The 26,444-nt window shown below is 40.8% G+C and carries 25 protein-coding genes, 3 tRNA genes and 1 other RNA gene; 12 read left to right on the top strand and 17 right to left on the bottom strand.

Annotated elements, in window-relative coordinates:
* Positions 1 to 13 precede the first annotated feature (13 nt).
* From tuf to NDN11_RS04430, 5 genes are all read right to left on the bottom strand, one after another.
* Positions 14 to 1,204, bottom strand: a complete 1,191-nt coding sequence (tuf, locus tag NDN11_RS04450; RefSeq protein WP_004656295.1) for an elongation factor Tu — start codon at positions 1,202 to 1,204, stop codon at positions 14 to 16.
* A gap of 92 nt (positions 1,205 to 1,296) precedes the next feature.
* Entirely contained in the window at positions 1,297 to 3,435 is a 2,139-nt protein-coding gene (gene fusA, locus NDN11_RS04445; RefSeq protein ID WP_005205454.1) for an elongation factor G, read from the bottom strand.
* A 177-nt stretch (positions 3,436 to 3,612) separates the two neighbouring features.
* Positions 3,613 to 4,083, bottom strand: a complete 471-nt coding sequence (gene rpsG / locus NDN11_RS04440) for a 30S ribosomal protein S7 (RefSeq protein WP_004655203.1) — start codon at positions 4,081 to 4,083, stop codon at positions 3,613 to 3,615.
* 159 nt (positions 4,084 to 4,242) lie between these two features.
* Entirely contained in the window at positions 4,243 to 4,617 is a 375-nt protein-coding gene (gene rpsL, locus NDN11_RS04435; RefSeq protein WP_004648013.1) for a 30S ribosomal protein S12, read from the bottom strand.
* Positions 4,618 to 4,777: 160 nt separating this feature from the next.
* Positions 4,778 to 6,121 (bottom strand): EcsC family protein, encoded by a 1,344-nt coding sequence (locus NDN11_RS04430; protein ID WP_251110881.1) that lies wholly within the window; start codon positions 6,119 to 6,121, stop codon positions 4,778 to 4,780.
* A 291-nt stretch (positions 6,122 to 6,412) separates the two neighbouring features.
* Here NDN11_RS04430 and NDN11_RS04425 point away from each other — a divergent pair, with 291 nt between their 5' ends.
* Positions 6,413 to 7,642 carry a beta-ketoacyl synthase N-terminal-like domain-containing protein gene (locus NDN11_RS04425; protein ID WP_167248014.1) on the top strand — a complete coding sequence of 410 codons (1,230 nt, stop codon included), beginning with the start codon at positions 6,413 to 6,415 and terminating at the stop codon, positions 7,640 to 7,642.
* A gap of 21 nt (positions 7,643 to 7,663) precedes the next feature.
* A complete protein-coding gene (gene hemJ / locus NDN11_RS04420; RefSeq protein WP_004655209.1) occupies positions 7,664 to 8,116 on the top strand; it encodes a protoporphyrinogen oxidase HemJ in 453 nt (150 codons plus the stop codon).
* A 79-nt stretch (positions 8,117 to 8,195) separates the two neighbouring features.
* Here the strand turns inward: hemJ and NDN11_RS04415 are convergent, their stop codons facing one another.
* Together NDN11_RS04415 and NDN11_RS04410 are read right to left on the bottom strand one after the other, a co-directional pair.
* Entirely contained in the window at positions 8,196 to 8,591 is a 396-nt protein-coding gene (locus NDN11_RS04415) for a hypothetical protein (RefSeq protein WP_251110880.1), read from the bottom strand.
* A 55-nt stretch (positions 8,592 to 8,646) separates the two neighbouring features.
* Positions 8,647 to 9,372: a tetratricopeptide repeat protein gene (locus NDN11_RS04410; RefSeq protein WP_251110879.1), complete on the bottom strand. Its 726-nt coding sequence runs from the start codon at positions 9,370 to 9,372 to the stop codon at positions 8,647 to 8,649.
* A 77-nt stretch (positions 9,373 to 9,449) separates the two neighbouring features.
* Here NDN11_RS04410 and NDN11_RS04405 point away from each other — a divergent pair, with 77 nt between their 5' ends.
* The gene (locus NDN11_RS04405) at positions 9,450 to 9,974 is read left to right on the top strand and encodes a hypothetical protein (protein ID WP_251110878.1); all 525 of its coding nucleotides are present in this window, start codon (positions 9,450 to 9,452) and stop codon (positions 9,972 to 9,974) included.
* Between the two features lie 56 nt (positions 9,975 to 10,030).
* Here NDN11_RS04405 and NDN11_RS04400 read toward each other — a convergent pair whose 3' ends face one another.
* The gene (locus NDN11_RS04400; protein ID WP_251111573.1) at positions 10,031 to 10,195 is read right to left on the bottom strand and encodes a hypothetical protein; all 165 of its coding nucleotides are present in this window, start codon (positions 10,193 to 10,195) and stop codon (positions 10,031 to 10,033) included.
* An 862-nt stretch (positions 10,196 to 11,057) separates the two neighbouring features.
* Here NDN11_RS04400 and NDN11_RS04395 point away from each other — a divergent pair.
* On the top strand, positions 11,058 to 12,683 hold the full coding sequence (locus NDN11_RS04395; protein ID WP_251110877.1) for an NAD+ synthase: 1,626 nt from the start codon (positions 11,058 to 11,060) through the stop codon (positions 12,681 to 12,683).
* Positions 12,676 to 13,707 (top strand): hypothetical protein, encoded by a 1,032-nt coding sequence (locus NDN11_RS04390; RefSeq protein WP_251110876.1) that lies wholly within the window; start codon positions 12,676 to 12,678, stop codon positions 13,705 to 13,707. Before NDN11_RS04395 ends, NDN11_RS04390 begins: the two co-directional genes overlap by 8 nt.
* 112 nt (positions 13,708 to 13,819) lie before the next feature.
* Here the strand turns inward: NDN11_RS04390 and NDN11_RS04385 are convergent.
* The 5 genes from NDN11_RS04385 to coaD form a co-directional block, all read right to left on the bottom strand.
* Positions 13,820 to 13,896: transfer RNA gene (locus NDN11_RS04385), tRNA-Met, on the bottom strand.
* Positions 13,897 to 14,154: 258 nt separating this feature from the next.
* Positions 14,155 to 14,231: transfer RNA gene (locus NDN11_RS04380), tRNA-Met, on the bottom strand.
* A gap of 61 nt (positions 14,232 to 14,292) precedes the next feature.
* Positions 14,293 to 14,684: RNase P RNA component class A (gene rnpB, locus NDN11_RS04375), an RNA gene on the bottom strand.
* A gap of 26 nt (positions 14,685 to 14,710) precedes the next feature.
* Positions 14,711 to 14,974, bottom strand: a complete 264-nt coding sequence (locus NDN11_RS04370; protein WP_004805118.1) for a YfhL family 4Fe-4S dicluster ferredoxin — start codon at positions 14,972 to 14,974, stop codon at positions 14,711 to 14,713.
* Position 14,975: 1 nt separating this feature from the next.
* Positions 14,976 to 15,467, bottom strand: coding sequence for a pantetheine-phosphate adenylyltransferase (gene coaD, locus NDN11_RS04365; RefSeq protein ID WP_099948220.1), 492 nt, complete (start codon positions 15,465 to 15,467; stop codon positions 14,976 to 14,978).
* 129 nt (positions 15,468 to 15,596) lie between these two features.
* Here coaD and smpB point away from each other — a divergent pair, with 129 nt between their 5' ends.
* Positions 15,597 to 16,073, top strand: a complete 477-nt coding sequence (smpB, locus tag NDN11_RS04360; RefSeq protein WP_005190982.1) for an SsrA-binding protein SmpB — start codon at positions 15,597 to 15,599, stop codon at positions 16,071 to 16,073.
* 39 nt (positions 16,074 to 16,112) lie between these two features.
* Here smpB and NDN11_RS04355 read toward each other — a convergent pair whose 3' ends face one another.
* The 3 genes from NDN11_RS04355 to rluD form a co-directional block, all read right to left on the bottom strand.
* A complete protein-coding gene (locus NDN11_RS04355; protein ID WP_151716560.1) occupies positions 16,113 to 16,685 on the bottom strand; it encodes a flavodoxin family protein in 573 nt (190 codons plus the stop codon).
* Positions 16,686 to 16,768: 83 nt separating this feature from the next.
* Complete coding sequence (pgeF, locus tag NDN11_RS04350; protein WP_251110875.1) at positions 16,769 to 17,509, bottom strand: peptidoglycan editing factor PgeF; 741 nt, start codon at positions 17,507 to 17,509, stop codon at positions 16,769 to 16,771.
* Positions 17,510 to 17,581: 72 nt separating this feature from the next.
* The gene (gene rluD / locus NDN11_RS04345; protein WP_167248376.1) at positions 17,582 to 18,631 is read right to left on the bottom strand and encodes a 23S rRNA pseudouridine(1911/1915/1917) synthase RluD; all 1,050 of its coding nucleotides are present in this window, start codon (positions 18,629 to 18,631) and stop codon (positions 17,582 to 17,584) included.
* A 71-nt stretch (positions 18,632 to 18,702) separates the two neighbouring features.
* Between rluD and NDN11_RS04340 the strand changes: the two genes are divergently transcribed.
* Positions 18,703 to 19,803: an outer membrane protein assembly factor BamD gene (locus NDN11_RS04340; protein ID WP_167248007.1), complete on the top strand. Its 1,101-nt coding sequence runs from the start codon at positions 18,703 to 18,705 to the stop codon at positions 19,801 to 19,803.
* Between the two features lie 128 nt (positions 19,804 to 19,931).
* Positions 19,932 to 21,827: a DNA primase gene (locus NDN11_RS04335; protein WP_251110874.1), complete on the top strand. Its 1,896-nt coding sequence runs from the start codon at positions 19,932 to 19,934 to the stop codon at positions 21,825 to 21,827.
* A gap of 6 nt (positions 21,828 to 21,833) precedes the next feature.
* Here the strand turns inward: NDN11_RS04335 and hemA are convergent, their stop codons facing one another.
* Positions 21,834 to 23,117, bottom strand: a complete 1,284-nt coding sequence (hemA, locus tag NDN11_RS04330) for a glutamyl-tRNA reductase (protein WP_167248005.1) — start codon at positions 23,115 to 23,117, stop codon at positions 21,834 to 21,836.
* Positions 23,118 to 23,196: 79 nt separating this feature from the next.
* Here hemA and NDN11_RS04325 point away from each other — a divergent pair, with 79 nt between their 5' ends.
* From NDN11_RS04325 to NDN11_RS04310, 4 genes are all read left to right on the top strand, one after another.
* Entirely contained in the window at positions 23,197 to 24,915 is a 1,719-nt protein-coding gene (locus tag NDN11_RS04325) for a tetratricopeptide repeat protein (RefSeq protein WP_251110873.1), read from the top strand.
* Between the two features lie 4 nt (positions 24,916 to 24,919).
* On the top strand, positions 24,920 to 25,501 hold the full coding sequence (gene lolB / locus NDN11_RS04320; protein WP_167248004.1) for a lipoprotein insertase outer membrane protein LolB: 582 nt from the start codon (positions 24,920 to 24,922) through the stop codon (positions 25,499 to 25,501).
* 14 nt (positions 25,502 to 25,515) lie between these two features.
* Positions 25,516 to 26,349 (top strand): 4-(cytidine 5'-diphospho)-2-C-methyl-D-erythritol kinase, encoded by an 834-nt coding sequence (gene ispE, locus NDN11_RS04315; protein WP_251110872.1) that lies wholly within the window; start codon positions 25,516 to 25,518, stop codon positions 26,347 to 26,349.
* Positions 26,348 to 26,422, top strand: a tRNA-Gln gene (locus NDN11_RS04310). The genes ispE and NDN11_RS04310 overlap by 2 nt, the downstream gene beginning before the upstream one ends.
* Positions 26,423 to 26,444: the final 22 nt, after the last annotated feature.

The following is a 26,444-nucleotide window of genomic DNA, read 5'->3' as shown; positions in this document are numbered from 1 at the left end:
TCACTCTAAGCGATTATGCAGTTACTTTAGCAACAACACCAGCGCCTACAGTACGACCACCTTCACGGATCGCAAAACGTAGACCTGGGTCCATTGCGATCGGGTGGATTAACTCTACTGACATCTCAACGTTGTCACCAGGCATTACCATTTCTACGCCATCTTGTAATTTGATCGCGCCAGTTACGTCAGTTGTACGGAAGTAGAACTGTGGACGGTAACCGTTAAGGAATGGAGTATGACGACCACCTTCTTCTTTAGAAAGTACGTATACTTCTGCATCGAATTTAGTATGCGGCTTGATTGTACCTGGCTTAGCAAGTACTTGACCACGTTGTACGTCTTCACGCTTAGTACCACGAAGAAGAACACCACAGTTCTCGCCTGCACGACCTTCGTCAAGCAATTTACGGAACATTTCTACGCCAGTTACTGTAGTTTTAACCGTATCTTTGATACCTACGATTTCAACTTCTTCACCAACTTTTACGATACCAGCTTCTACACGACCAGTTACTACTGTACCACGGCCTGAGATAGAGAATACGTCTTCGATTGGCATCAAGAATGCTTTGTCGATAGCACGTTCTGGTTCTGGAATGTAAGAGTCAAGCGCTTCAACAAGAGCAAGAACTGAAGACTCACCATATTGACCAGCGTCACCGTTAAGTGCAGCAAGTGCTGAACCACGGATAACTGGAGTGTCATCACCTGGGAAGTCATAAGTAGAAAGAAGTTCACGAACTTCCATTTCTACTAATTCAAGTAATTCTTCATCATCAACAAGGTCACACTTGTTTAAGAATACGATGATGTAAGGTACACCAACCTGACGTGAAAGAAGGATGTGTTCACGAGTTTGTGGCATTGGACCATCAGTCGCAGCACATACAAGGATCGCGCCGTCCATCTGAGCAGCACCAGTAATCATGTTTTTAACATAATCGGCGTGGCCCGGGCAGTCTACGTGAGCGTAGTGACGGATTGGAGAATCGTATTCTACGTGTGAAGTATTAATTGTAATACCACGTGCTTTTTCTTCAGGAGCTGAGTCGATTTGTGAGTAATCTTTCGCTTCACCGCCGTAAGTTTTTGCACAGATAGTTGCAATCGCAGCAGTTAAAGTTGTTTTACCATGGTCAACGTGACCAATTGTACCCACGTTTACGTGTGGTTTATTACGTTCAAACTTGGCTTTAGCCATGATGATCTTCCTTTATAAACTGCTCATGAGGGTCGCCCATGAGCACTTGGTTTTTTAACTAAATTTAGTTGGGTAATATAGTAATCGAAAGATTACTCGTCGTCACCTTTTTTACCGCCAGCTTGGAACTTAGCGATGATGCCTTCAGCCACGTTACGTGGTGTTTCAGCGTATTTAGCGAATTCCATAGAATAAGTCGCACGACCTTGAGACATAGAACGCATTTGAGTCGCGTAACCAAACATCTCAGCCAATGGAACTTCTGCTTTAATTGCTTTTGTTCCACCAGGAAGATCGTCCATACCTTGAACCATACCACGACGACGGTTTAAGTCACCCATGATATCGCCCATGTAGTCTTCTGGAGTTTCTACTTCAACTTTCATGATTGGTTCAAGAAGGATAGGATCCGCTTTCATGAAACCGTCACGGAAAGCGTATGAACCAGCCATTTTGAACGACAATTCGTCAGAGTCGACATCGTGGTAAGAACCGTCGAATAATGTCGCTTTGATACCCACAACAGGGTAACCAGCCAATACACCATTCTTCATACGTTCTTGAATACCTTTATCAACCGCACCAAAGAATTCTTTAGGTACTGTACCGCCGACAACTTCTTCAGCGAATTGGTATTCTTTACCAGCTTCTTCAACATCCATAGGCTCTAAACGAACATATACATGACCGAATTTACCTTTACCACCTGTTTGACGAACAAACTTACCTTCTTGCTCAACAGACTTTTTGATCGTTTCACGGTAAGCAACCATTGGTTTACCAATGTTCGCTTCAACACCGAATTCACGCTTCATACGGTCAACGATGATGTCAAGGTGAAGCTCACCCATACCAGCAATAATTGTTTGACCAGATTCTTCGTCTGTACGAACGCGGAACGATGGATCTTCTTTCGCCAAACGACCTAAAGCAATTGACATTTTTTCTTGGTCAGCTTTAGTTTTTGGTTCAACAGCCAATGAAATTACTGGCTCTGGGAATTCCATACGTTCAAGAGTAATGATGTTTTTCTCATCACATAATGTATCACCCGTAGTAACGTCTTTAAGACCTACACACGCTGCGATATCACCTGCACGGATTTCTTCAAGATCTTGACGTTCGTTCGCGTGCATTTGCACGATACGACCGATACGTTCACGCTTAGATTTAACTGGGTTATAAACCGGATCACCTTGTTTAAGAACACCAGAATAAACACGTACGAATGTTAAGTTACCTACGAACTTATCGTTCATGATTTTGAACGCAAGTGCAGAGAACGGCGCTTCGTCAGATGCTTCACGAGATGCTTTAGTTTCATCTTTGTCGTCAAGAATACCTTCAATTGCTTTAACTTCTGTCGGAGAAGGTAAGAATTGAATTACAGCATCCAACATACGTTGAACACCTTTGTTCTTGAACGCTGAACCACAAAGCATAACTTGGATTTCAGAAGCCAATGTACGTGTACGAAGACCAGCGATGATTTCTTCTTTAGAAAGATCACCTTCTTCCAAGTACTTGTCCATTAGCTCTTCAGATGCTTCAGCCGCAGCTTCAACCATCTTAGTACGCCATTCTTGAGAAATCTCAACGAGGTCAGCAGGAATATCACCGTATTCGAACTTCATACCTTGAGATGCTTCATCCCAGATAATCGCTTTCATTTCGATAAGGTCAACAACACCTGTGAACGTATCTTCTGCACCAATTGGCACAACGATAGGTACAGGATTACCACCTAAACGAGTTTTAACTTGCTCAACAGCACGGAAGAAGTTTGCACCAGTACGGTCCATCTTGTTCACGAATGCTAAACGAGGCACTTTATATTTGTTCGCTTGACGCCATACAGTTTCAGACTGAGGCTGTACACCACCAACTGCACAGTAAACCATGCACGCACCGTCAAGAACACGCATAGAACGTTCAACTTCGATTGTGAAGTCTACGTGTCCCGGTGTATCAATTACGTTGATACGGTGTTGTTGGAATTGGTTAGCCATACCAGACCAGAAACAAGTTGTAGCAGCAGAGGTAATTGTAATACCACGCTCTTGCTCTTGTTCCATCCAGTCCATTGTTGCTGCACCATCGTGTACTTCACCAATTTTGTGAGATACACCTGTGTAGAACAAAATACGTTCAGTTGTAGTTGTTTTACCTGCGTCAATGTGCGCAGAAATACCGATGTTACGGTAATTACTAATTGGGGTTTGGCGAGCCATGATGTCTACATTCCTAAATGTTATATTTAAAACAGGACGCACCAATTAAATTGATGCGCACGAATATCCAAGCAGGCAACTTAAATACCCGCAAAGCCCCCACTTTGGTAAAGAGCGATGTTGAATCGAGCCGCGGTACGCATGAATATTCTCCTGATTAGGGACTGTTTTATCCGCTTAGAAACGGTAGTGAGAGAAGGCTTTGTTGGCTTCAGCCATACGATGCACGTCTTCACGTTTTTTGATCGCTGCACCTTTACCTTCAGCTGCATCAAGCAACTCACCAGCAAGACGTAAAGCCATCGTTTTTTCAGAACGCTTAGCAGCAGCATCTACTAACCAACGCATAGCTAGAGCAGTACGACGGGATGGGCGTACTTCCATAGGTACTTGATAAGTAGCACCACCAACACGGCGTGCTTTTACTTCAACCATAGGACGAACTTTTTCAAGAGTAGTCTCGAAAAATTCAACTGGGTCTACTTTGTTTTTTTCTTGAACGCGGTCTAAAGCACCGTAAACGATACTTTCAGCAATAGATTTTTTACCATCTTGCATTACGTGGTTCATGAATTTAGCGATTGTTTGGCTGCTAAATTTTGGATCTGGAAGGATCTCACGAGCAGCGACTACGCGACGTCTTGGCATTTTAATACACCTAATAATATGACACTTCAGGATAATCCAGCAGTTTGTACGAGTGTCATGTACTTTCGCTGGCCTTACTATACGTCGCTTGAATTACAAAACTATGAAGAATTCAAACAAGCGAAACGCTAAAGGGTTGTTTGGACTAGTTTCCTAGAATTACTTCTTAGGACGCTTAGTACCGTATTTAGAACGTGACTGGTTACGATCTTTAACGCCAGCACAGTCTAAAGAACCACGAACGGTATGGTAACGTACACCTGGTAAGTCTTTAACACGACCACCACGGATAAGAACAACACTGTGCTCTTGTAGGTTATGACCTTCACCACCGATATAGCTAGATACTTCAAAACCTGAAGTTAAGCGAACACGGCAAACCTTACGCATTGCTGAGTTAGGTTTTTTAGGTGTAGTAGTATAAACACGTGTACATACACCACGACGTTGTGGACAAGCCTTCAACGCAGGAACTTTAGATTTTTCAATCAAAGTTGTACGACCCTTACGGATCAACTGATTTGTTGTTGCCATTTGGCAATTCTCCCGTTATTAAACAACCTTAAAAAAAGAAAAGAACCTCTTTTTAAGGGCACATAATTGTAAGCTAAGAAGTAAAAATGGTCAACATTTCAAGTGTCGACCATTTCTTAAGTTTGTTGTGTTTTTAATACCAAAAACATCACACCCCAATTTAGCTATGCTTTGTTGAGGCAGGCTCTATGTCAATTGATTTTTGCTCAGCAACAACCTCCGCCTCAGCATCCTCAAAAGTTTCATCTTGCTGCGCTTTTAACGCAGGCTGTTGTTCTGTATGAGGATGCTCAACCACATGCTGTTCAGCAAGTTGTTGAATTCCAGCTTCAACCTTGTCATCTACAGCGACTGTTGGCGTTGTACTGTCTTTGGTTTTAACGGTTACATGGGTAATCACATCATTCGGTTCTTCTGATGCGGTCTTATTATTTTCAACTGTTGTAGAACTTAATAAACGTGGACTCGCTTTCTTCAATAAGGCTTCAGCTTTAAAATATGCTTCTAGAGGTGAAATCTTTTCATTTGGATATTCATTCATATAAAAGCGTGCTGCACCAAAAATCGATTGCGATTTATGTCCAACATCTTCTAGCAGTCTCCAACTATAGAAACCACCCAGTGCTGCGCCTGCAATTGGAGTCAATTTACCAACCACCGAAGCTTGAGGAATACGATTGAGCCAGTTCCATTTAAACTGACCATTTTCATCTACCAACCACTTTTTCACCAATTCGATATCATTATTTGAACCTAACAATTGCTGGAACTGTTGCAAATCATGTGTTTCTAACATGGACTTCAATGCTTTTAACGCAACCAACAAGGTTTGTTTTTCCGCAACCAAACTCAAATCGATTTCTTTAAAGATAAAAGCAACAATTTCTTGATCTGCATCTTCTGATAAATCAAAACCGTGTGAACGGCCAGTTTGATAAATCGTTCTCAAAGTCAAAACAATAGACGCTGGAATATCGATCGCCGCACCCCAGACACCCGTTGCACCCGTAATTGCACCTTGCGCAGCAGCTAATAATTTATTTTGTTCAATTAATGCCTGACTTAAGCGCTGGGAACGCCCTGTATCTGTAGTCAGTTCCATAATATCTTTAACCCCTGCTTCCTCAAGGATTTTTTCAGTTAGGGAACTATTCGAACTAAATTCATTTAACCATTGGAATAAATAGTCAGAAACCTTATCACCCAAATCTGGTGAAACAAACGAAGCCACACTATTCACTCGGTTATAATGGCGACCTAACAATTGATGGGATAATTTTGGAAATTGTTGACGTAGCATTTGTTGAGGATTTTCATATTTTTCGACCTCAAATGGACTTTTGAAACGCGCTTTCCCTTCAACAATATTGGATGAATTCGCGAGTTCCGCACCTGATGTGGTTGGGGCAACTTGAAATTTCTGTAATTCAGAACTGAGCTTTTTAGCCACTCCAAAGGCTTGTGCAAATAAACCTGAAGATTGCTTGTTTTTAGATTTTGTCATCAAGTACCTCTGTTGTGTAATCTGTGCATTTCTAGGTAAATACTAGGTTGAATGCAGATTTATCTCAACTTTTATCTGTGTTCTTTCTTTACGTTTCGTCACAACATCGCGAATATTTACGAATATTTACACAACTGGAAATAGGCATAAGATTTGCCATAAGAAATAAAAAACCTTTCTGCTATCATGGTGTCATTCACTCATAAGCCATTTTAATCGTTATTGTTCTCCTGATTTGTATTCATAGCGAGATGCACAGGGCTTAAGTATTACCATAAAAGGGATCTGTAAATGAAACGTGTTGTAATCACTGGTATGGGCATTAACTCATGTATCGGTAACTCTTTAGAAGAGGTCACTCATTCTTTAAAAAATGGAATCTCAGGCACACGTTTAAACCCAACTTATGCAGAACTGAATTTCAAGAGCCATGTCAGCGCTGCAGCTGAACAGGATTTTGATGGTATTGATCGCAAACTGAAACGCTTTATGGGCGTCTGTGCGATGTATGCGTATAACGCAGCTGTCGCAGCTGTTGAACATGCTGGACTGAAACAAGAAGATTTGGCAAACAATCCACGTTACGGTATTGCTGGCGGTTCTGGTGGTAACTCAACTGCATCTGTTGCAGAAATGATCAAACTGTTAGAGGAAAAAGGCGCGCGTAAAATCGGTCCTTTCTTTGTACCTCGCAATATGAGTAACACCATTACGGCGAACGTTGGTGTTGCATTTAAACTGCAAGGTGTAGCGCACTCGATTACCAGCGCTTGTGCAACGTCTGCCGATGCAATTGGTTATGCCTACAACCTGATTCAATTAGGCAAACAAGATTTAATGCTTGCTGGCGGTGGTGAGGAAGATCACTGGTCACAAAGCTTATTGTTTGATGCGATGGGTGCATTGTGTTCAAAATACAATGAAACACCAGAAACTGCTTCACGCCCATATTCAAAAGACCGTGACGGTTTCGTGATTGCAGGCGGTGGTGGTTTCGTGGTGCTTGAATCACTTGAACATGCGCAAGCGCGTGGCGCGAATATTTTAGCTGAAGTGATCGGCTATGCAGCTAACAGTGATGGCGCAGACATGGTTGCACCAAGCGGTGAAGGCGCGACACGTTGTATCATCATGGCACTTGATGAAGCCAAACAACACGGTGTAGAACATATCGACTATGTCAACACGCATGGTACTTCAACACCAGCAGGTGACGTGACTGAGCTTAAAGCAATGGAACGCGCATTTGGTGAAGGACAAGTTCCTCCACTCAGCTCAACCAAATCGATGACGGGTCATAGCTTAGGTGCTGCGGGTGTTCAGGAAGCGATTTACTCTGTTTTAATGATGCAAAATGACTTTATTGCTCCAAACATCAACGTGACTGAGCTTGATGAAGGAGCACAAGGTTTCGATATTGTACTTGAAAAACGCGATGCAAAACTGAATACTGTCATGAGTAACAGTTTTGGCTTTGGCGGTGTTAACGCCTGCCTTATTTTCAAGAAGTGGGATGCATAATCCCATTTAACAGGATTATCGATGGATGCACCTTCTGATGCTTTCCTGTGGGTAAAAGCATTACATATTATTGCTGTGGTGTGTTGGTTCGCTGCATTGTTCTACTTACCACGTCTTTTTGTTTACCATGCCATGAGCGAAGATGCCGTGAGTCATCAACGCTTTGAAGTCATGGAACGTAAGTTGTATCGCGGTATTATGTGGCCATCTATGATTGCTACACTCATTACCGCCCACTTTTTGGTTGATTGGGGCGATGCAACCCGACATTACCATGAAGCCTTATGGTTTTACCTCAAAGTCGGTCTAGTCGGTTTATTGGTGATTTACCATTTTGTTTGTGGTTATTACCGTAAAAAACTGATTGGCAATGCGCATTATAAATCGCATAAGTTTTGGCGCTTCTTTAATGAGATGCCGACCTTAATTCTGTTTGCAGTGGTGATTTTAGTCGTAGTAAAACCTCAGTTCTAAGGCAACAAGTCTTGTTTTCTAATGCTGTAATTTTCTTCAAAAATGATTACAGCATTCGTTTCCAATCTAGGCATCCAGACTATAAACAGCTTATCCCCTTCAAATTTAAAGACACTTGCTCAAAGTGGGTCTCTTTTTTTGTTTTCAGATTTCGATAGCTTACGTCATAAAGAATATAGCCTTGCGACACAAAGGTATATTGTCCTGTTACTTTGCCATCAATCAGCTCATTCATGGTCTTATAAACTTCGGGCTGAGCGACTTCACCCATCTCAACCTCTTCAATATGGACTGGCTCAGAAAGCTTGATATCTTTGAGATAGGGATAATACCTGATCGACAGTGTCTTTTGATATTGTGGTGAAACCAATAAAATTGATTTTTTGCCATCAGCAAAACAGTAATATTCATTACTTGCATAGGCCTGTACGCACACAGATAAAAATAGGCACAACCATAAAGTTTGTTTCATCATTCGTTTCATCTCTTGCTAGCAATGATTGATCTGTATTTCTGCGGTCACCATTTGATCATAAATATTTTTTTATTCTTAACGGGACTTTGTTGGATAAGCCCAACTTTTTCATTTGATCAGCATAAATCATGTAATTTTTTCTGGCTTTGCCCACATTTTTTAAAACTAAATAAGTGTCCGCTCGATTTAAGTAAGCTACGGTTCTATTCGGATCTAACTTTATGACATGATTTAACAATCTTAATGAATCATCATAATACCCCAATTGATAGAGGAAAAATGCAGCATCATTTAGCTCTACTACATCTTGTTCTTTATAAGAAGACAGTTGGCAGTCAATACCTTCAACAATTTGCTTGATCTCGGATACATTACTTTTACTGAGTTGCTTCAATTGCTCCGAAGACAAATAATGAAAAGAGTTAACGCCATCTTTCCCTCCACCAATATCCGCCATCCATACAGGGCTTTTGCTTGTTTTATCCCATTGCCCACTGCAACTGTCTGAAATCATGCTAGGTATGGTATCTAAGATCACTTTTCTATCATTACTAATGACATAACACTGCACCATTTCAGTATTGGATCGATCTAAAACCGTAGAATAATTAAAATGATCGCTTTGATAAGAATCAATGATTGAAAAGACACGATTGGGATGATCATTTAATTCCACCAAAGGCAAACCTGTACAATTTTTATAATTTTTTATATCCAAATCCGCATAAGACGTAGTGCTCATCAAGCAGAGCGAAAAAACAATTAATTTAATGCTTCGCATACCAAAATCCCCCCTGCTCACTTCGCTTTTATTCTAGAATAAAACAGATCTCCACGTTTTTCAGATGCATAGATCAGATGAACAAACCATTTCAGCACGCTATACCAAGATTAAAAGCGCGATTTACTTCCAGCTTAATCTTTTACCTCAAAATGAATCAATTTCAATATCGTGGTTTGACGTCTGCTGAAATCGAAATGGCGCGTCCTGTCTTTGGCGATCTTATCGATTATGCGCAAATAAAAGTTTTTAATATCCCCTATCTACCTTGGCAGCCTGCCAATATTTTTATGGCACCAAACGGCAATTTATTTGTACATCAGAAATATTTCAGTCCTGACTATTCAAAATGTTCACTATCCTTGCAAGGAATCTTTATTCATGAGCTGGCGCATATCCTACAGTTTCAGCAAGGAATCAATGTCATTGTCAAAGGTGCAATACTTCAGGCTGGCTATTACCTAAGTCTTAAGCGATACAATCCGTATCAATATCAATTTATCAAGAACAAAGCTTTCTCTAATTATAACATCGAGCAACAAGGCGATATTGCACGAGATATCTACTTTAATAAAATCCCCAACATCATTCTAGAAAAATAAAAAGCCCTGTAAGTTTCAACTACAGGGCTTTTTAATTAAGCAGTATGCAAGAAAAATTATGCAGCCGTGCTTTTTTGAGTTTCAGTTTTAAATTCATGACTATCATCCATATCAGTCGTAAAATCTACACGCATCGCATCCTTAACAATGGTACCAATACGCCCAACACCAATAGCTAAAGCCAAGGCGATTACAGGCAATAAAATAGTTGAAGTCATCATTTTGTACCTCTTTATTTAAAATGACTATTTAATAATTAGCTTAGGCTTGCTGATCTTGTTCGCGAAACATTACTGTTCCAATACGACCAACAACTACAGCTAAACCAAAAGCAATTACTGGAAATAATAAAACTGACATGGTGCACTACCTCATCAAAAATGAATCAAAATTTAATGATCAATTAAAGTTGTTGATCTTTTTCTTGGAACATTACTGTACCTACACGACCAACGACTACAGCCAAACCAAAAGCAATTACTGGAAATAATAAAACTGACATTGTTGTTACCTCTTCATTTTGCGTGCTTGGGTACACTTGATGAATAATAAAGTGCACAACCGTTCACATTAATTGGGATAATAGCAGTGCACAAATGTACACTCAAGTGTCGCAAAGACATTCCCGACGAACGGTATAAAAAATACACGATATAAATTCAAGACATTGAATAAGCTTATATTTTTTAAAAGTACAACTGTTTTAACTATTTTTAAAATTTAAAATAGAAGCCCAAAGTTATTCTTTTTTCTAAATTTTTTTATTGTTTGTCGATATTGTCACTCGGGTGTAATAGCATGATGCAAAAATGACATGAAAAAAACTTTAGATGACTCTATTCAATTTATTCATGTTCATGCACCATAATCACGCAAACATTGAGAAATGTTGCTGTTTTATACAGAAAAACTTGTTATTTTTACGCAGAAAAATGTGCATTTAGTATATATTAGTAAACTTGTCATTTTTCTTTAAGATATAAAATGTTTGGCGCCATGACATACACTTGTTTTTAATAACTATACCCATATAAATCAAAAACTTGTATGTCATAACTTGTTAAGACTTAGGATTAGGTTTGAATGAAAAATTTTAAAGTTGCCCTTGCTCAATTCTCTCCGCACATTGGCAATATTGATGCAAATACTCAAAAGATGGTTGAGCAAGCAAATTTAGCGAAACAACAACAGGCTGATTTGATCATCTTCCCTGAACTATCTACGATCGGTTACCCAGCTGAAGACCTATTACTCCGCCCAAACCTACAAAAACGCACTCAAAAAGCGTTTGCCCAGTTAAGCGAAGTAAAAGACATCTTGATGGTATTCGGTTTTGTGCACCAAACTGAAGATGGTCATCGCTATAACTCTGCTGCTGTCATGAAAGACGGGCAGGTTTTAGGTGTTTATAATAAACAAAACCTGCCAAATTATGGTGTGTTCGATGAAAAACGCTACTTCCAAGAAGGTCATCAACATCTTGTTTTCGAATATCTAGGTCACAAATTCGGCGTCTTGATTTGTGAAGATGTTTGGTCACTGAATACCGTTAAACAACTCAGTCAGTTGAATGTTGAAACGGTTCTGGTTTTAAATGCTTCACCATATGAAGTGGGTAAACCGCAACACCGCATTCAAACGCTCAACGAACTTGCAAAACAATTGAATCTAAACGTTGTCTATGCCAACCAAGTTGGTGGACAAGATGACCTTATTTTTGATGGTTCAAGCTTTGTCAGCAATAAAAACGGTCAACTTGCACTGCAAGTACCAAGCTTTCAAGAAGCACTTTGTTACGTTGAATATGATGCTGAACAAAAGCAGTTTAAAACAACTGATGCGATTCCTGCATTAGAAACTTTTGCAGAGATTTATCAAGCACTCGTAATGGCAACACGTGACTATGTGCAACGCTCTGGCTTCCCAGGTGTAATTCTTGGTTTATCTGGTGGAATCGATTCCGCATTAACAATGGCAATTGCAGTTGATGCAATTGGCGCAGATAAAGTACAGGCTGTGATGATGCCATATACCTACACCTCACAAATGAGTGTAGAGGATGCAACTGAACAAGCACGTCGTATGGGTGTTACCTTTGGTATTGCTGAGATTCATCCAATCGTAAACAGTTTTATGCAGACCTTATTCCCATTCTTTGGTAATACCCCTGCAGACGCAACTGAAGAAAACTTACAGGCGCGTACTCGTGGTACGTTACTGATGGGTTTATCCAATAAATTTGGTAATCTTGTACTCTCTACAGGCAACAAGTCAGAGATTTCTGTCGGATATTGCACCTTGTATGGCGACATGGTTGGTGGCTTCTCAGTCCTCAAAGACGTGTATAAAACAATCGTGTTTGAGTTAGCGAAATACCGTAACACGCTAGATGAAACACCAGTGATTCCTGAGCGTGTCATTACTCGTCCACCATCAGCAGAACTTCGCCCTGATCAAAAAGACCAAGATTCATTACCTGCTTATGATGTACTTGATGCCATCTTATATGCTTATATTGAAGAAGATCTCAGCCAAGCGGACATTATCGGCAAAGGCTATGAAGCCGAAGTGGTAGAGAAAGTGATTCGTTTGGTTGATCGTAATGAATACAAGCGTCGTCAGGGCGCGATTGGACCACGTATTAGTTCACGTGCCTTCAGTCGTGAACGACGCTACCCGATCGTCAACGGATGGACCGCGAATGACTGAAAAAATTGTTTCTGAAAAGTCACAATTACTTGCTCAAGCACTTATGCTTGAGCAAGTTGCATTTTATAAAAACCAACTCACCACACAACTTTCTGCTGATTTCTTCCAACAATTTATTCAGCTTTTTCTCCAACATGCACCCAATATTCAGCTCAAGGAAGTAGTTGAATTAGAACAAATTCAGGCTGTGGTAAAACGCTATGCCTTTGAAATGCAGCTCGGGGCAGGCTTATTGGAATTTATTGGGGAAATTGCGCAAAGACTGCATGTGTTTTCCTTACAGTCATCTGCACAATTACAGGACGTATTTTCAGACCACCAATTTGAAATGTGGTTATCCAAATTTTTAGAACTGGATAATATTCGCCATTATTTAAATCAATTTTTAAAAGACAGTCCTTCGATTCAGCAGTTGTGCCAATATATTGCGACCACGACTTTACAGAATAAATTACCCAAATTATTTACTCAGTCAGATGAAGAACGTATCTCTGAAAGTAAATATGAATGGCAGCAAAAACTAAAAAGCTTTTCGCATCGCCAACAGCAGCGTATTGAACAAAAGATTGAAGAAAGTATTGGTCGATTCATTCAAGAACAGCTGGTTGATCTCAGCTTGCTTTCAAATGATGACCTTGAGAGTCTTGCCCGCAATATCTGGGACGACAACAAAGCCCAGCCTTTATCAGAATACACCAAACAAGTTACACCGCTCGATGTAGAAGAGTTCTTTGTCATGATCTATGAGTACTGGAAAGAATTACGCCAGTCCACGTTCATACAAGATTTAATCTTATACGGTGTAAAAGTGTTTTATGACTTCTATAAAGATGAAAGTCTGGAAGATGTTTTTGCTGCGATAGGTATAGAAGAAACAGATCTACTTAACGAAGCGGTACGTTTCTACCCTAAAGTCGTGGTGGCTTTAGATGAACATGATGTACTTGAACCAATCATTACCCTCATCTTAAAACCGTTTTATGAGAGTCCTCAAACTTTAGCGACCATCGAAAAATATTTATAAAAAGTAAAGCCTGTAGATAAATGACTTATTTACAGGCTTTTGCATATCTGATGAATTATTTTTACGTAATAAGCAGATAAAAAGAAACCACGCAGGAGCGTGGTTTTTAAAATGGTGGCTATGACGAGACTTGAACTTGTGACCCCCGCATTATGAGTGCGGTGCTCTAACCAACTGAGCTACATAGCCGTAAACTGTGTGCGCATTATCTAGTTTCCGACCCAATTGGTCAAGTCTATGATCTTGAAAATATAGAACATATGAACAGTTTTTATGCTATCAAACATCAATTGATCAAATTTCAACAGATCTCGTTTGTTATGACAAAATTTGATGATGATAGGACTTTTATCAAAGTGGAAACTAATATCGAGTCAAAAGATTGTTTTTTGAATGTTATAAAAACTGCAGATAAAAAGAGACCACGCAGGAGCGTGGTCTATAAAATGGTGGCTATGACGAGACTTGAACTTGTGACCCCCGCATTATGAGTGCGGTGCTCTAACCAACTGAGCTACATAGCCGAAAACTGTGGGCGCATTATCTTAACTTTCAATACACACGTCAAGCACAATTTTAAAAAATTTGAGAAGTGGGCCTATAAGCCGGGTTCTGTCGAGGACGATCATTCCTCTAGGCGTACAATCACTCATACGCTCAAGCGACCTACCCGAATCCAGCACGGGCCGTGCCTCAGGATTCCTATTTGGTCTTGCTTCCGGTGGGGTTTACCTTGCCGTGAACTGTTACCAGACACGCGGTGCGCTCTTACCACACCCTTTCACCCTTACCTAATCCTACCTAGCCTCCCTTTATTAAAGGGAGGAATGGAGGGATTGGCGGTCTACTCTCTGCTGCACTTGCCGTCGGCTTTCGCCGCCCAGGCGTTACCTGGCACCTTGCCCTATGAAGCCCGGACTTTCCTCCCCTGTTTCAGTCACGGAGACCTCCACAGCAGCGACCGTCCAGCCCACTTCGTGGCGCATCTTATCAAAGATCGAAGTTAATTGCTCGCATTTTTTTGCCCAGTTAACTTTTTGTATTTCGCCATCAAGTCATCATGCGATTCGACATGTTGCGGATCGAGCGGAATACAATCAACGGGACAAAACAGTTGACACTGTGGCTGATCATGATGACCGATGCATTCTGTACACAATGCAGGATCAATCTCATAAATCAGCTCACCCATATAAATGGCTTCATTCGGACATACAGGTTCACAGACATCACAGTTAATGCATTCATCTGTAATATATAAAGACACACTACCAACCTTGTTGATGTTTACGTTCAAAGGCCTCAACCACTACGGCAGGCACAAATTTGGTCACATCACCTTTTAAACGAGCAATTTCTCTTACCAATGTCGATGAGATAAATGAATATTGCTCAGAGGGAGTTAAAAATACAGATTCAAAATGTGGGTCAAGTTGACGGTTCATATTCGCCAGTTGAAACTCATATTCAAAATCAGAAATTGCTCTTAAACCACGTAGTACGGCTGTTGCACGCTGTTCACGGAAGAAATTAACCAGCAAACCATCAAAACCAACAAACTCAACATTGGTCAAATGACTCAATGATGCTTTGGCTAATTCAACACGCTCTTCTAAACTAAACACAGGATTTTTATGATGACCAATCGCGATTGCAACCACAACTTCATCAAACATTTTTGATGCTCGTGCAACCAAATCAACATGTCCATTGGTAATTGGATCGAAAGTCCCCGGATAAATCACACGTGTTTTAGACATGCGTTGTACTCTAGTTAATGAGATAAGACGCGTATTTTAACAAATGTTCGGCCTAAACGCGAAATTCCTAAACAATGGAAAAAGGTTGCGTTTTACGGCACAATAGCTGTAATTGTGGAAGTTTAGATTATGGCGCAAGCAACAGTTGTAAAAAAACATAATGGTGGCACGATTGCTCAAAATAAAAGAGCGCGTCACGATTACTTTATCGAAGAAAAATTTGAAGCAGGCATGTCACTCCAAGGCTGGGAAGTAAAGTCTTTACGTGCAGGACGTATGACGCTCACTGAAAGCTATGTGGTTTTTAAAAATGGCGAAGCTTTTTTACTGGGCTCACAAATTCAGCCGTTATTGTCTGCATCAACCCATGTCGTTCCGGAAGCAACACGTACGCGTAAGTTGCTACTTTCTCGTCGTGAGTTAGAAAAGCTGTTGGGTGCAGTGAATCAAAAAGGCTATTCATGTGTACCATTGGCTTGTTACTGGAAAGGCCGTTTGGTTAAGTTGGAAATTGCACTGGTGAAAGGTAAGCAATTACACGACAAACGTGCTACAGAAAAAGACCGTGACTGGCAACGTGATAAATCTCGTCTGCTGTATAAATAAAAAAAACCTCCAATAATTGGAGGTTTTTTTCGCTCAAGATTAAACTGGGATATGTGTCAATCTTAATTCAGCTAGATATTTTCCGAACTTACGTGCAGTTTCCAAATCACCTTCTGGTGGGGTAATTTCAACACTGGCATTATCTGACTGGGTCATTAAGCCCAGAAAGCTCGACATACGGTTAATATCTAAAGCACTTCTTCCCGTCGGCATAAATGGTAAACCAGCCCACACCATGCCATGTTGCATCGCAAATAAATTAATCTGCTGTAATACCGCCAATTTGTCGCCACTGAGACCGCCACCATTGGTAAAACCAGCAGCCAGTTTACCTTGCCATGCCCGCGCTAACCAACGTTTAGAGGAGTCTTCCATAAACTGTTTCAATGCAGCTGTGAGACTGCCCATATAGGTTGGACAACCAATAACAATCACATCAGCTTGGTCTAATAAGTCCCACTGTGGCGCTGCTACAGAAATGAGATGTACCTCTGCACCTGCCTGCTCGGCACCCTGAGTAATATATTGCGCAACTTTGGCTGTATGTCCATAAGGACTGTGATAAACCACACAAACTTTAACTTGGGGAATAATTTGCTCAATAACAGACATGGAGAATTTTAAAAACCAATGAATTAGATCAAGTTTAACATTTTCACTACGACATGGCGAATCAACAACACAACCAATGCAATTTATTGCATGAATACAAAAGTTGCCATTCGTCCTGTTTTTGCATCACGGCGGTAAGAAAAATAATCTTCGGCTTGTTGATAAGAGCACTGATCTCCGCCTAAAACAGTTTCTACGCCCAAACGATTTAAAATAAAGCGAGCAATCGCATAAAGGTCCGCATGATATTTACCCACCACTTGGCCAGCAACAAAAGCAGTTTCGAGTTCAGGATATTTTTCACAAAATGCGGCTTTGACTTCTGCACCTATTTCAAAACACGGTTGACTAATTGCTGCACCTAGCCATGCCCAACTCGGCTGAGACTGCATTTCAGTGACAGTATTTTCAATAATACCATTGGCTAGACCACGCCAACCGGCATGCAGATTGGCAACTTCTGTGCCGTCGGCATTACCCATGACGACAGGTAGGCAATCAGCAGTCATCATCATTAAAGCATGGCCTTCACGTTGTGTGACTAGACCATCTCCTTCAAGGGCAATAAATGGAATTTGTTCATTCACGGTATGGCAAATCGTGCTATGGGTTTGCGTCATCCATGTGATTTTATCTACACCAAATACAGATAACTGATTCAACAAGACCATACGATGCTGCTGAACACGTTGTGCATCATCATTGACATGCAACGCCAAATTAAATCCAGACAGATTTTCATTTGCTGTTGCAATAGTTTGAGGATGTTCGATTCGTGTTTGCCCAACATAAACGCCTTTAGGTAGACCTTGTACAAATTCCATAAAATCCCTCCCAACCTCCCTTTTCAAAGGGAGGAGCTGAACAAATCATCCTTTATTAAAAAGGAACTTTACTTAATAGGCTTCATTTTCACTACGCAACACTTCAAGCAACTGAGTAAAATCCTCTGGCCAAGGTGCTTCAAACATCATTTCTTCACCCGTACGCGGATGTACCAAGCCAAGTTTAGCTGCATGCAAAGCTTGACGCTTAAAGCTACGTAGCTTATCAGTTAATGTTTCTGATGCACCTGCGGGGAAACGCACACGATTAACATAAACAGGGTCTCCAACCAAACCATGCCCAAGATAGCTAAAATGCACACGGATTTGATGAGTACGCCCTGTTTCAAGTTGTGCCTGAATACGGGTAAAGTCACGGAAACGTTCTTTCACATTATAATGTGTTACCGCATCACGTCCGCCCGGTAAAATCGCCATCTTAATACGATCAACAGGATGACGCTTAATCGGCTCATCAATAGTGCCACCCGCAATGACATTGCCATAGACAACTAAATCATAAACACGATAAACGGTTTTCTTGGCTAACTGCTTGCTCAAAGAAAATTGCGCTTCAAGATTTTTCGCAACCACCAATAAACCACTGGTGTCTTTATCAATACGATGTACCAAGCCTGCACGAGACAGCTCTGCCAATTTTGGCGCATGATAAAGTAACGCATTCACCAAGGTCCCCGTTGGATTACCTGCGCCAGGATGAACCACCATCCCCACTTCCTTATTGATCACAATAATATCGTCATCTTCATAAACAATATTTAATGGAATATTTTCAGGCTGGCTCGATGTTTGTGCTTCAAGTTCAACTTCAAGCGTAAGCAGCTCATTACCTTCACAACGGTACTTTGGTTTAACAATGTTACCATTTACCAACAGATGACCGTCTTTCATCCATTGCTTGAGTTTTTCACGAGAAAACTCGCTCCAAACCAATGCGGCAACCTGATCAATACGTTGACCTAAATAGTTTTCATCAAGTTGAATTTGCAACGATAAACGTGTTGCAGTTGAGTCGGAATTATGATTATCTGCATCCACAGAATCTTCGAGTAAGAAATCTGTTTCAGAGAAGTTTGAATTGGAAGATTGTGCTGAAGTCATTTGATGATCGGTACAAAAATGGTTTAATAGCACCATTGTAGCTCATTGCCCAGAATAACAGAGGAGTTTTTATGTCGCTACCACGTTATAAAATTACGGTGCTTGCACTATCTTTAGGTGTAGCGTCTGCATTTGTGGGCTGTAGCAGCAATCCAAGTAAGAAAGAAGTGGTGGATAAAGGACCACAATCGAGTGAACAAGTTTATTTTGAAAAAGCAATAAAATCGCTTGAGCGCAATCAATATACTGATGCGGTAAAGTCACTTGAAGCTTTAGATACTTACTATCCAACTGGGCAATATACACAACAAGCTCAACTTGAGCTGCTTTATGCGAAATTCAAACAAAAAGATTATGAAGGTACGATTGCACTTGCAGATCGCTTCATTCGCTTAAATCCACAGCATCCAAATGTTGATTATGCCTACTATGTTCGTGGCGTAGCCAACATGGAAATGAATTACGACAGCTTAATTCGCTATACCTCTTTACAGCAATCACACCGTGATGTGAGCTATGTGAAAGTAGCGTATCAAAACTTCGTAGAACTGATTCGCCGCTTCCCAAGCAGCCAATATTCAGTTGATGCTGCACAGCGTATGAAATTTATCGGCCAAGAATTGGCTGAAAGTGAAATGAATGCAGCACGTTTCAACATTGAACGTAAAGCATGGCTTGCTGCTGCTGAGCGCGCACAATGGGTCATTGAACACTATCCGCAAACACCACAAACGCCTGAAGCATTAGCGACTTTGGCTTATAGCTATCAAAAACTTGGCGATAATGCGACCTCGCAACAATATATTGATATCTTAAAACTCAACTATCCGAATCTCGTAAAATCGAATGGTGAAGTGAATTTACGTGCTGCGCGTAAAGAAGGTAGCTGGGTGAATCGTGCAACTTTAGGTTTACTTGGTCGTGAATCTAAAACGGTTCAAACCAAAAAAGATGAAGCAACCAACAATACTGAACAACGTAGCTTAACCAACCGTTTAAGCTTTGGTCTACTCGGTAAGCCAGAAGCTGAGCAAGCAACACCCGCTCCAGTTGCAGCACCTGTAGCTCCAGCAGCAACAGAAAATAAGCCAAGTTGGAAAAATCGTTTAAGCTTTGGTCTTTTAGATAAACCTGAAGCAAGTAACTCATCTGAGGATGATGCAGCCAACTAATCTGCAATTCTTTGATACAGCAAACAGGCAAGTCACCCCTTGCCTGTTTTTCATTTTATGCAACAATGATTCTTGACATTTTGCAGAGCAACAATGTTCTATTCCCCGTCTTAAATGGTTAAACACACATGGCAATTCCACAACATACGATTGATCAAATTTTAGATCGAACCGACATTGTCGATTTGATCGGTCAGCGTGTGAAGTTAAAAAAGACGGGGCGAACCTATTCGGGTTGTTGTCCTTTCCATCAGGAAAAGTCACCCTCATTCCATGTTTATCGAGATAAGCAGTACTACCATTGTTTCGGTTGCCAAGCCAATGGTAATGCCATCCGCTTTTTGATGGACATTGACAGTCGTAACTTTATTGATGTGATGAAGGATCTGTCCAATCAGACTGGTATCGAACTCCCTAAAGATAATCACGATAATAAAAAATTGTCCTATAAACGCAGTCCACAACAAATTACTGCACCTCAATCCACCGTCACGCCTCCTGTACAGGAAAACCAAAGCCCAGCAACATCTGCGAGCGCTGAATCCATTGATGATCATTTTGTTGATATGGATCGTTATATGGATGATCCTTTTGCACAATTTGATCCTTCCTTCAATATCATGGATGAACAGGTACAGGAAGGTAATCTCTACGACTTGTTAGAAAATGTCGCTCAGTTTTATGAACGGCAATTACCCAACAGTCAAAAGGCACAAAACTATTTCAAACAGCGTGGTTTATCCTCACAGACCATTCAATTTTGGCGTTTGGGTTATGCACCAGAAGATTGGCAGCATTTAGAAAAAGCCTTTCCACAAGATATTGAAGGTTTAAAACAACTGGGCTTGATTCGTTCCAGTGATAGCGGTCGAGATTTCGATTTATTACGTGAACGGGTAATTTTCCCGATTCGCGATCATAAAGGTCGTGTGGTTGGCTTTGGTGGCCGCGCCTTAAACGACGAGATAAAACCGAAATATATCAACTCACCTGATTCTGAAGTATTCCATAAAAACCAGCTGCTTTATGGTCTATACGAAGGCCGCAAACTCAAAGCCAATGATTGGCTGATGGTGGAAGGTTATATGGACGTGATTGCCCTACAGCAATATGGCATCAATGGTGCAGTCGCGACCTTGGGAACGGCAAGTAATGCCGATCATTTAACCACCCTGTTTAAACAAAATTCTCGTATCACCATTGCCTTTGATGGTGATGCAGCAGGACAGAAAGCAGCACGACGCACTTTAGAAATTGCGCTCCCCCTGCTCAATGATGGTCGTGAATTAAAATTCTTTGTACTACCAAATGAACATGACCCTGACTCGCTGATTCGTCGAGAAGGTTTGGAAAATTTCCAAAAATTATTACAACAAGCACCACTGTTATCTGACTTTGTGTTCGCACATTTAACAGGACAACATGACGTCAGTACCCCTGAAGGCAAAAGCTTGGTCATGGGTGAACTACGTGAGTTAACAGAACTGTTACCTAAACACGGTTCATTTCGTTATTTGCTGAGTCAGTCTTTCCGTGAGAAGCTCGGTCTAGGTAAACGCTTCACGCCACAAATCAGCCATGATGCATCACTATCTTTTAATATTCAGACCAAAGATGAAGATTTTGCGGTTGCGATTTTGATGCACCATCCCTTCCTGTATATTCATTTTGAAGAACTGCGAGCGGTGATTGACCAAAATGAATTATTAGCGAAGATTCTCGCTGCACTGAATATCGTGTTTGATGATCTTCCTGATGATCAGGAGCTTGCAACCTATTATGTGCTGGGCGCTTGTAGTAGTTATAGCCATGAACTGGCTGATATTATGCAGCGTACCAATATTCAGTCCTTAACCCAAGCACCTGAAGTTGCTGACAAACTGGCGAAGGAATATGCTTTGGGGCTACAAGAGAAATATTTGCGCTTAAAACTGAAATCACCAATTTCTTTAATTGAATCGCGTAATTTACGCCAACAACTAAATGAATTGACCAAACAGATTAGTTTGCGCTTATTGTCTTAACTGTCATTACTGGCGTGGCTTACGCTCATGTTCAAACACATCTTGCAAATGCTGTTGCAGCCATTCAAAGTAATCTGGATTTTCAGCTTTGGCTGCTTCTCTGAGCAAAATTGAGGTTGGGTGCATCAGCTTTTGAGTTAAGCGATGTGCAAACTCTTGCAAGACCTGTTCAGCAGTATTTCCATGTTGCAGCGATTCCAAAGCATGTGCCAATTCTTTTTGACTCACATCTTCACTGTGCTGACGATAAGCCTGAATAGTTCCACTCGCCTCTTTCACCTTTTGCTGAGTCATCAATTGGGTCGCCAATTGATTGACCATAATCTCAGCTTCAACCGCGGCTTGACGACGTTGCGCTAAGTTTTCATCAATCACGCTTTGCAAATCATCAACGCCATACAAATAGACGTTATCCAATGATTCCACTTTGGGATCAATATCACGCGGAACAGCTAAATCGACCATGAGCATTTGTTGATAGCGACGTTTTTTAAGTGCAACTTTAACATCTGAATATTCAATCACTTGATGCAAACTACCTGTACAACTTGAGACCACATCCGCTCTATGCAAATTCTGTGCAAGCTCTGCAAAAGGAATAATTTCAACATCAACTTGATGGGCAATTTCTTGTGCCAATAGATCAGCACGTTCACGACTACGGTTACAAATCAGGATTTTAGCAACCCCCATTTCCGCTAAATGCTTGGCAACCAAACTATTCATTTCACCAGCAGCCACCACCATTACAGTCAACTTTTCAGTATGGCTAAAAACTTGTGAAGCCAATTGAGCAACGGCATAACCCATTGAAACGGCATGACTTCCAACTGAAGTTTCTGAGCGAACCCGCTTTGCTGCGTAAAATGCATATTCAAATACACTATTCAATTCTGGCGAAACAGTTTCTGCATCTTTTGACAATGCTAATGCACTTTTAACTTGTCCTAAAATCTGCGGTTCACCCAACATCAATGAGTCTAAACCACTAGCAACGCGCATCAAATGTGTAACAGCTTGGGCATTTTCGTAACGATAAACATGATGAATTAACTGTTTTACATCAATATTATTCACTTGGGCCAGCCAACTCAGGACGCTATCCGCATCTTCTGTCATGGCATACACTTCGGTACGGTTGCAAGTTGACACCACCACCAAATCATTCAATGATGCATGTTGGTTTTGTTCAAGCAATAGCGCAGCTAATCGCTCTGCATTGAAAGCAATTTGTTCGCGAAGTTCAACAGAGGCTGTTTGATGGTTGACGCCCAATGCAAAGAAAGACATATCAGATCATCATTTCGCTAAATTTATGTTATTGTGCAACATCGGTGTCATAAAAAGCATTACTTTGGATCAATAAAAATTGCGTCAGCTATATCGCCGTACCCTTTTTAGCGGCAAGACGATTCGACGGTATTCTACCACAATCTTGTTGTTAGGTAGCATGAGCTCTTATGTCTCTGCACAAGCAATACACGACATGTATGCGGATAAGAGCTTTGAGCATGCACTGCAACAGAGCATGATTGCTGAATTTTCTCTTGCTTATGATGATATTGCAACCGCGCTACATAATTATACTGTGCTTGCCATTCGTAGCAATTCAACCACCATCAAACAGCGTGCGTTAGATATTGCCTTAGAATACAATGACTTACAAGCTGCCTTAAATATTGCAACCCATTGGGTTGAACAAGAACCTAAAGATGTTCCCGCCCTGTTCTATTTGTCGCATATCGCGTTAAAAACACATGAATATGAGTTAGCAGCCAAGACACTAGATAAGATTTTAAATATAGATCCTACTGCCGATCTTGAAGAGATTTTAGCGGGTATTGCACCTGAACAGGCACAAGATCGTGAGATTCTACTCAATGCACTCCGTGCCAGTGAAGAGCGCAACAACCCTTCGATTCTCGCTTTGATTGCAGGTTTAGAAGCGCAAGATGGTTTATATGAACAGGCACTGAACAATATTAATCGTGCATTGCGGAAGCGTTCAAAATCAACCAGTTTCATTTTAATGAAAGCCAACCTATTAATGGCTTTGCGCAATGATGAGGAAACTCAAAAATGGTTTGCTCAAGCGAGTCGCAAAAATAAGAATAATATTGATGTTCGAATGGCAGAAGCGCGATATTACATTCAAATCAATCAGCAACAAGAAGCCTTGGACAAACTTGAAGATATCATTAAAGATCATCCCAAGGCAGAAGAAGCCCTGTTTATTGCAGGCCTGACCAGTATTGATTTAAAGCAATATGAAAAAGCCGAACAATATCTGGTTGAATTGCGCTCATCAGCAAAATATCAAAATGAAGCTTATTATTACCTCGCAATCAATGCACAACGTAAACAGCATTATGAAACTGCAAAAGCCTACTATCGCCTAGTTGATGGTAGTTTATATATTGTTTCGCGTCGCAATATGATCGCGATTTTCGAGAAGCAAGGGCAACTGAATGATGCCTTACGTTTCTTGACGCAAGAACGGGTGAATTATCCTCAACATGCCAGTTTCTTGTATCAAGCACAGGCTGATATTTTAAAGAAGATGGATAATAAGAAAGCGGCGCTAGCGTTGCTGGATGAAGCGATTAAGAGCTTGCCAGATGACCCAGAATTAATTTATGCCGAAGTATTATTACTCGACCCCTATACTGACCGAGATAAATTAGACAAAACCTTAAAACAACTGTTAATAATCGAACCTAACAGCCCGACCTATCTCAATGCTTATGCTTATACACTGGCACTGCAAAACCGTCGTCTTAAAGAAGCACGCAAGTATGCAGAACTAGCGCTCGACTATGCACCTGAACAAGCCTCTATTCTCGATACTTTAGGCTATATAGCCTTCTTACAAAATGATTATGATACAGCAGCTAAAGTCTTAGGGCAGGCGTATTCGCTGAGTGAGAATGTCAATATTGGTATTCGTTATGCCAAAGCCCTGTATATGCAAGGCGCACTCACGCAATTTAGCGAGGTGTTACAGCAATTGAAACAAAAACATGCCAATGCCCCACAATTACAACAACTTGATAGCTTAATCTTACCCATCACCGTGAAAAAGAGTTAAATTCATGCGCTTGTTTTCAAAATTGTGCATTACCGTATGTAGTAGTAGCGTTCTATTTTTAACTGGCTGCCAACATTTAAGCCAACCAAATAAAGTGATTGCATCACCACAAGTTCAAGATGAAAATAATTTTAGCTTACAAGGCAAAATCGGTGTCCGTACACCACAACAATCAGGTAGTGCTTTTTTCACATGGGTTCAACAACAGGATCAGTTTGATATTGAACTCACAGGAATTTTAGGCGTCGGCAAGACCCAAATTGAAGGAAAACCTGGTGAAGTGACGCTAAACAGTGCCAAAACGGGTCTAATTACTGCAGCTACCCCAGAAGAGTTACTTGAAAAAGCCACAGGTTGGCAAGCACCAATTATGCATCTCGCTTATTGGGTACAAGCCAAACCTGCGACCTCAAATGCACAAGTGAATAAAGATGAAAATAATCGTCTAAAGCAATTGGTTGAAGATGGCTGGACGGTCGATTTTAGTTATAACGATGCGCAAACCCTCCCCAATAAACTTTTGTTGAAGCAAGCACTTGCCGATGACAAAGAAAACCGTATTACAATGGTGATTCAAAACCGATAATTTAGATTGTTTTTATGATTAGAGTGCCTTCCCCCGCCAAGTTGAACTTGTTTTTGCATATCACAGGTCGTCGTGAAAATGGTTACCATGAATTACAGACTATTTTTCAACTGATTGATTTATATGATTGGATGATTTTTAAACCATCATCAGAAACTACGATTCAAATTGAAGGCTTAAGCGAAGTCAAACTTGAACAAAACTTAATCTATCGTGCTGCACAATTGCTTAAACCACATGCACAAAAATTGTGTGGCTTGAATATTCGCATTGAGAAAAATATTCCAATGGGCGCTGGTCTCGGCGGTGGTTCATCCAATGCGGCAACCACGCTGATTGTACTGAATCAACTTTGGCAATGCGGCTTAAATGAACAGCAACTGGCCGATTATGGTGTACAGCTTGGTGCGGACGTTCCAATCTTTGTTTTAGGTCGTAATGCATGGGCCGAAGGAATCGGTGAACATTTATCATTCATAGACTTAGCTCAAAAAAAATTCATAATCTTAAAACCTGACTGTTTTATCAGCACTCAACAGCTTTTTTCTCAAAAAACATTGACAAGAGATTCCAAGATCACTACATTTTGCGCCTATCAGTTAGAACCTTCTAATTTTGGAAATAACTTTGAACCTCTGGCTCGACAGTTATACCCTGAAGTAGAAGAAGCGATGCAATATTTAGATCAGTTTGGTCTAGCAAAGCTTACGGGTACAGGTGCTTGTGTTTTTACTGAGGTAACCAGTGAAATGGATATAGAGCAAATTTTGCAAAACTCGCCTTGTAAAGCTTACTTGGTCAATAGTTTAGCAGAATCACCTTTAAGACATTTTTCAGTTACGTGTTAGGGGCGTCGCCAAGTGGTAAGGCACCGGGTTTTGATCTCGGCATCCGTTGGTTCGAATCCAGCCGCCCCTGCCAATTTTCATCTGTAGATATATGT

This window comes from Acinetobacter sp. C26M, from assembly GCF_023702675.1.
GTDB lineage: Bacteria > Pseudomonadota > Gammaproteobacteria > Pseudomonadales > Moraxellaceae > Acinetobacter.
The sequence above is the reverse complement of the archived record's forward strand: the minus strand, read 5'-3'. Positions and strand labels throughout refer to the sequence as shown.

Coding starts and splice junctions, on each gene's coding strand:
- tuf (WP_004656295.1), bottom strand. CDS start 1,204: ATGGCTAAAGCCAAGTTTGAACGTAATAAACCACACGTAAACGTGGGT.
- fusA (WP_005205454.1), bottom strand. CDS start 3,435: ATGGCTCGCCAAACCCCAATTAGTAATTACCGTAACATCGGTATTTCT.
- rpsG (WP_004655203.1), bottom strand. CDS start 4,083: ATGCCAAGACGTCGCGTAGTCGCTGCTCGTGAGATCCTTCCAGATCCA.
- rpsL (WP_004648013.1), bottom strand. CDS start 4,617: ATGGCAACAACAAATCAGTTGATCCGTAAGGGTCGTACAACTTTGATT.
- NDN11_RS04430 (WP_251110881.1), bottom strand. CDS start 6,121: ATGACAAAATCTAAAAACAAGCAATCTTCAGGTTTATTTGCACAAGCC.
- NDN11_RS04425 (WP_167248014.1), top strand. CDS start 6,413: ATGAAACGTGTTGTAATCACTGGTATGGGCATTAACTCATGTATCGGT.
- hemJ (WP_004655209.1), top strand. CDS start 7,664: ATGGATGCACCTTCTGATGCTTTCCTGTGGGTAAAAGCATTACATATT.
- NDN11_RS04415 (WP_251110880.1), bottom strand. CDS start 8,591: ATGATGAAACAAACTTTATGGTTGTGCCTATTTTTATCTGTGTGCGTA.
- NDN11_RS04410 (WP_251110879.1), bottom strand. CDS start 9,372: ATGCGAAGCATTAAATTAATTGTTTTTTCGCTCTGCTTGATGAGCACT.
- NDN11_RS04405 (WP_251110878.1), top strand. CDS start 9,450: ATGAACAAACCATTTCAGCACGCTATACCAAGATTAAAAGCGCGATTT.
- NDN11_RS04400 (WP_251111573.1), bottom strand. CDS start 10,195: ATGATGACTTCAACTATTTTATTGCCTGTAATCGCCTTGGCTTTAGCT.
- NDN11_RS04395 (WP_251110877.1), top strand. CDS start 11,058: ATGAAAAATTTTAAAGTTGCCCTTGCTCAATTCTCTCCGCACATTGGC.
- NDN11_RS04390 (WP_251110876.1), top strand. CDS start 12,676: ATGACTGAAAAAATTGTTTCTGAAAAGTCACAATTACTTGCTCAAGCA.
- coaD (WP_099948220.1), bottom strand. CDS start 15,467: ATGTCTAAAACACGTGTGATTTATCCGGGGACTTTCGATCCAATTACC.
- smpB (WP_005190982.1), top strand. CDS start 15,597: ATGGCGCAAGCAACAGTTGTAAAAAAACATAATGGTGGCACGATTGCT.
- NDN11_RS04355 (WP_151716560.1), bottom strand. CDS start 16,685: ATGTCTGTTATTGAGCAAATTATTCCCCAAGTTAAAGTTTGTGTGGTT.
- pgeF (WP_251110875.1), bottom strand. CDS start 17,509: ATGGAATTTGTACAAGGTCTACCTAAAGGCGTTTATGTTGGGCAAACA.
- rluD (WP_167248376.1), bottom strand. CDS start 18,631: ATGACTTCAGCACAATCTTCCAATTCAAACTTCTCTGAAACAGATTTC.
- NDN11_RS04340 (WP_167248007.1), top strand. CDS start 18,703: ATGTCGCTACCACGTTATAAAATTACGGTGCTTGCACTATCTTTAGGT.
- NDN11_RS04335 (WP_251110874.1), top strand. CDS start 19,932: ATGGCAATTCCACAACATACGATTGATCAAATTTTAGATCGAACCGAC.
- hemA (WP_167248005.1), bottom strand. CDS start 23,117: ATGTCTTTCTTTGCATTGGGCGTCAACCATCAAACAGCCTCTGTTGAA.
- lolB (WP_167248004.1), top strand. CDS start 24,920: ATGCGCTTGTTTTCAAAATTGTGCATTACCGTATGTAGTAGTAGCGTT.
- ispE (WP_251110872.1), top strand. CDS start 25,516: ATGATTAGAGTGCCTTCCCCCGCCAAGTTGAACTTGTTTTTGCATATC.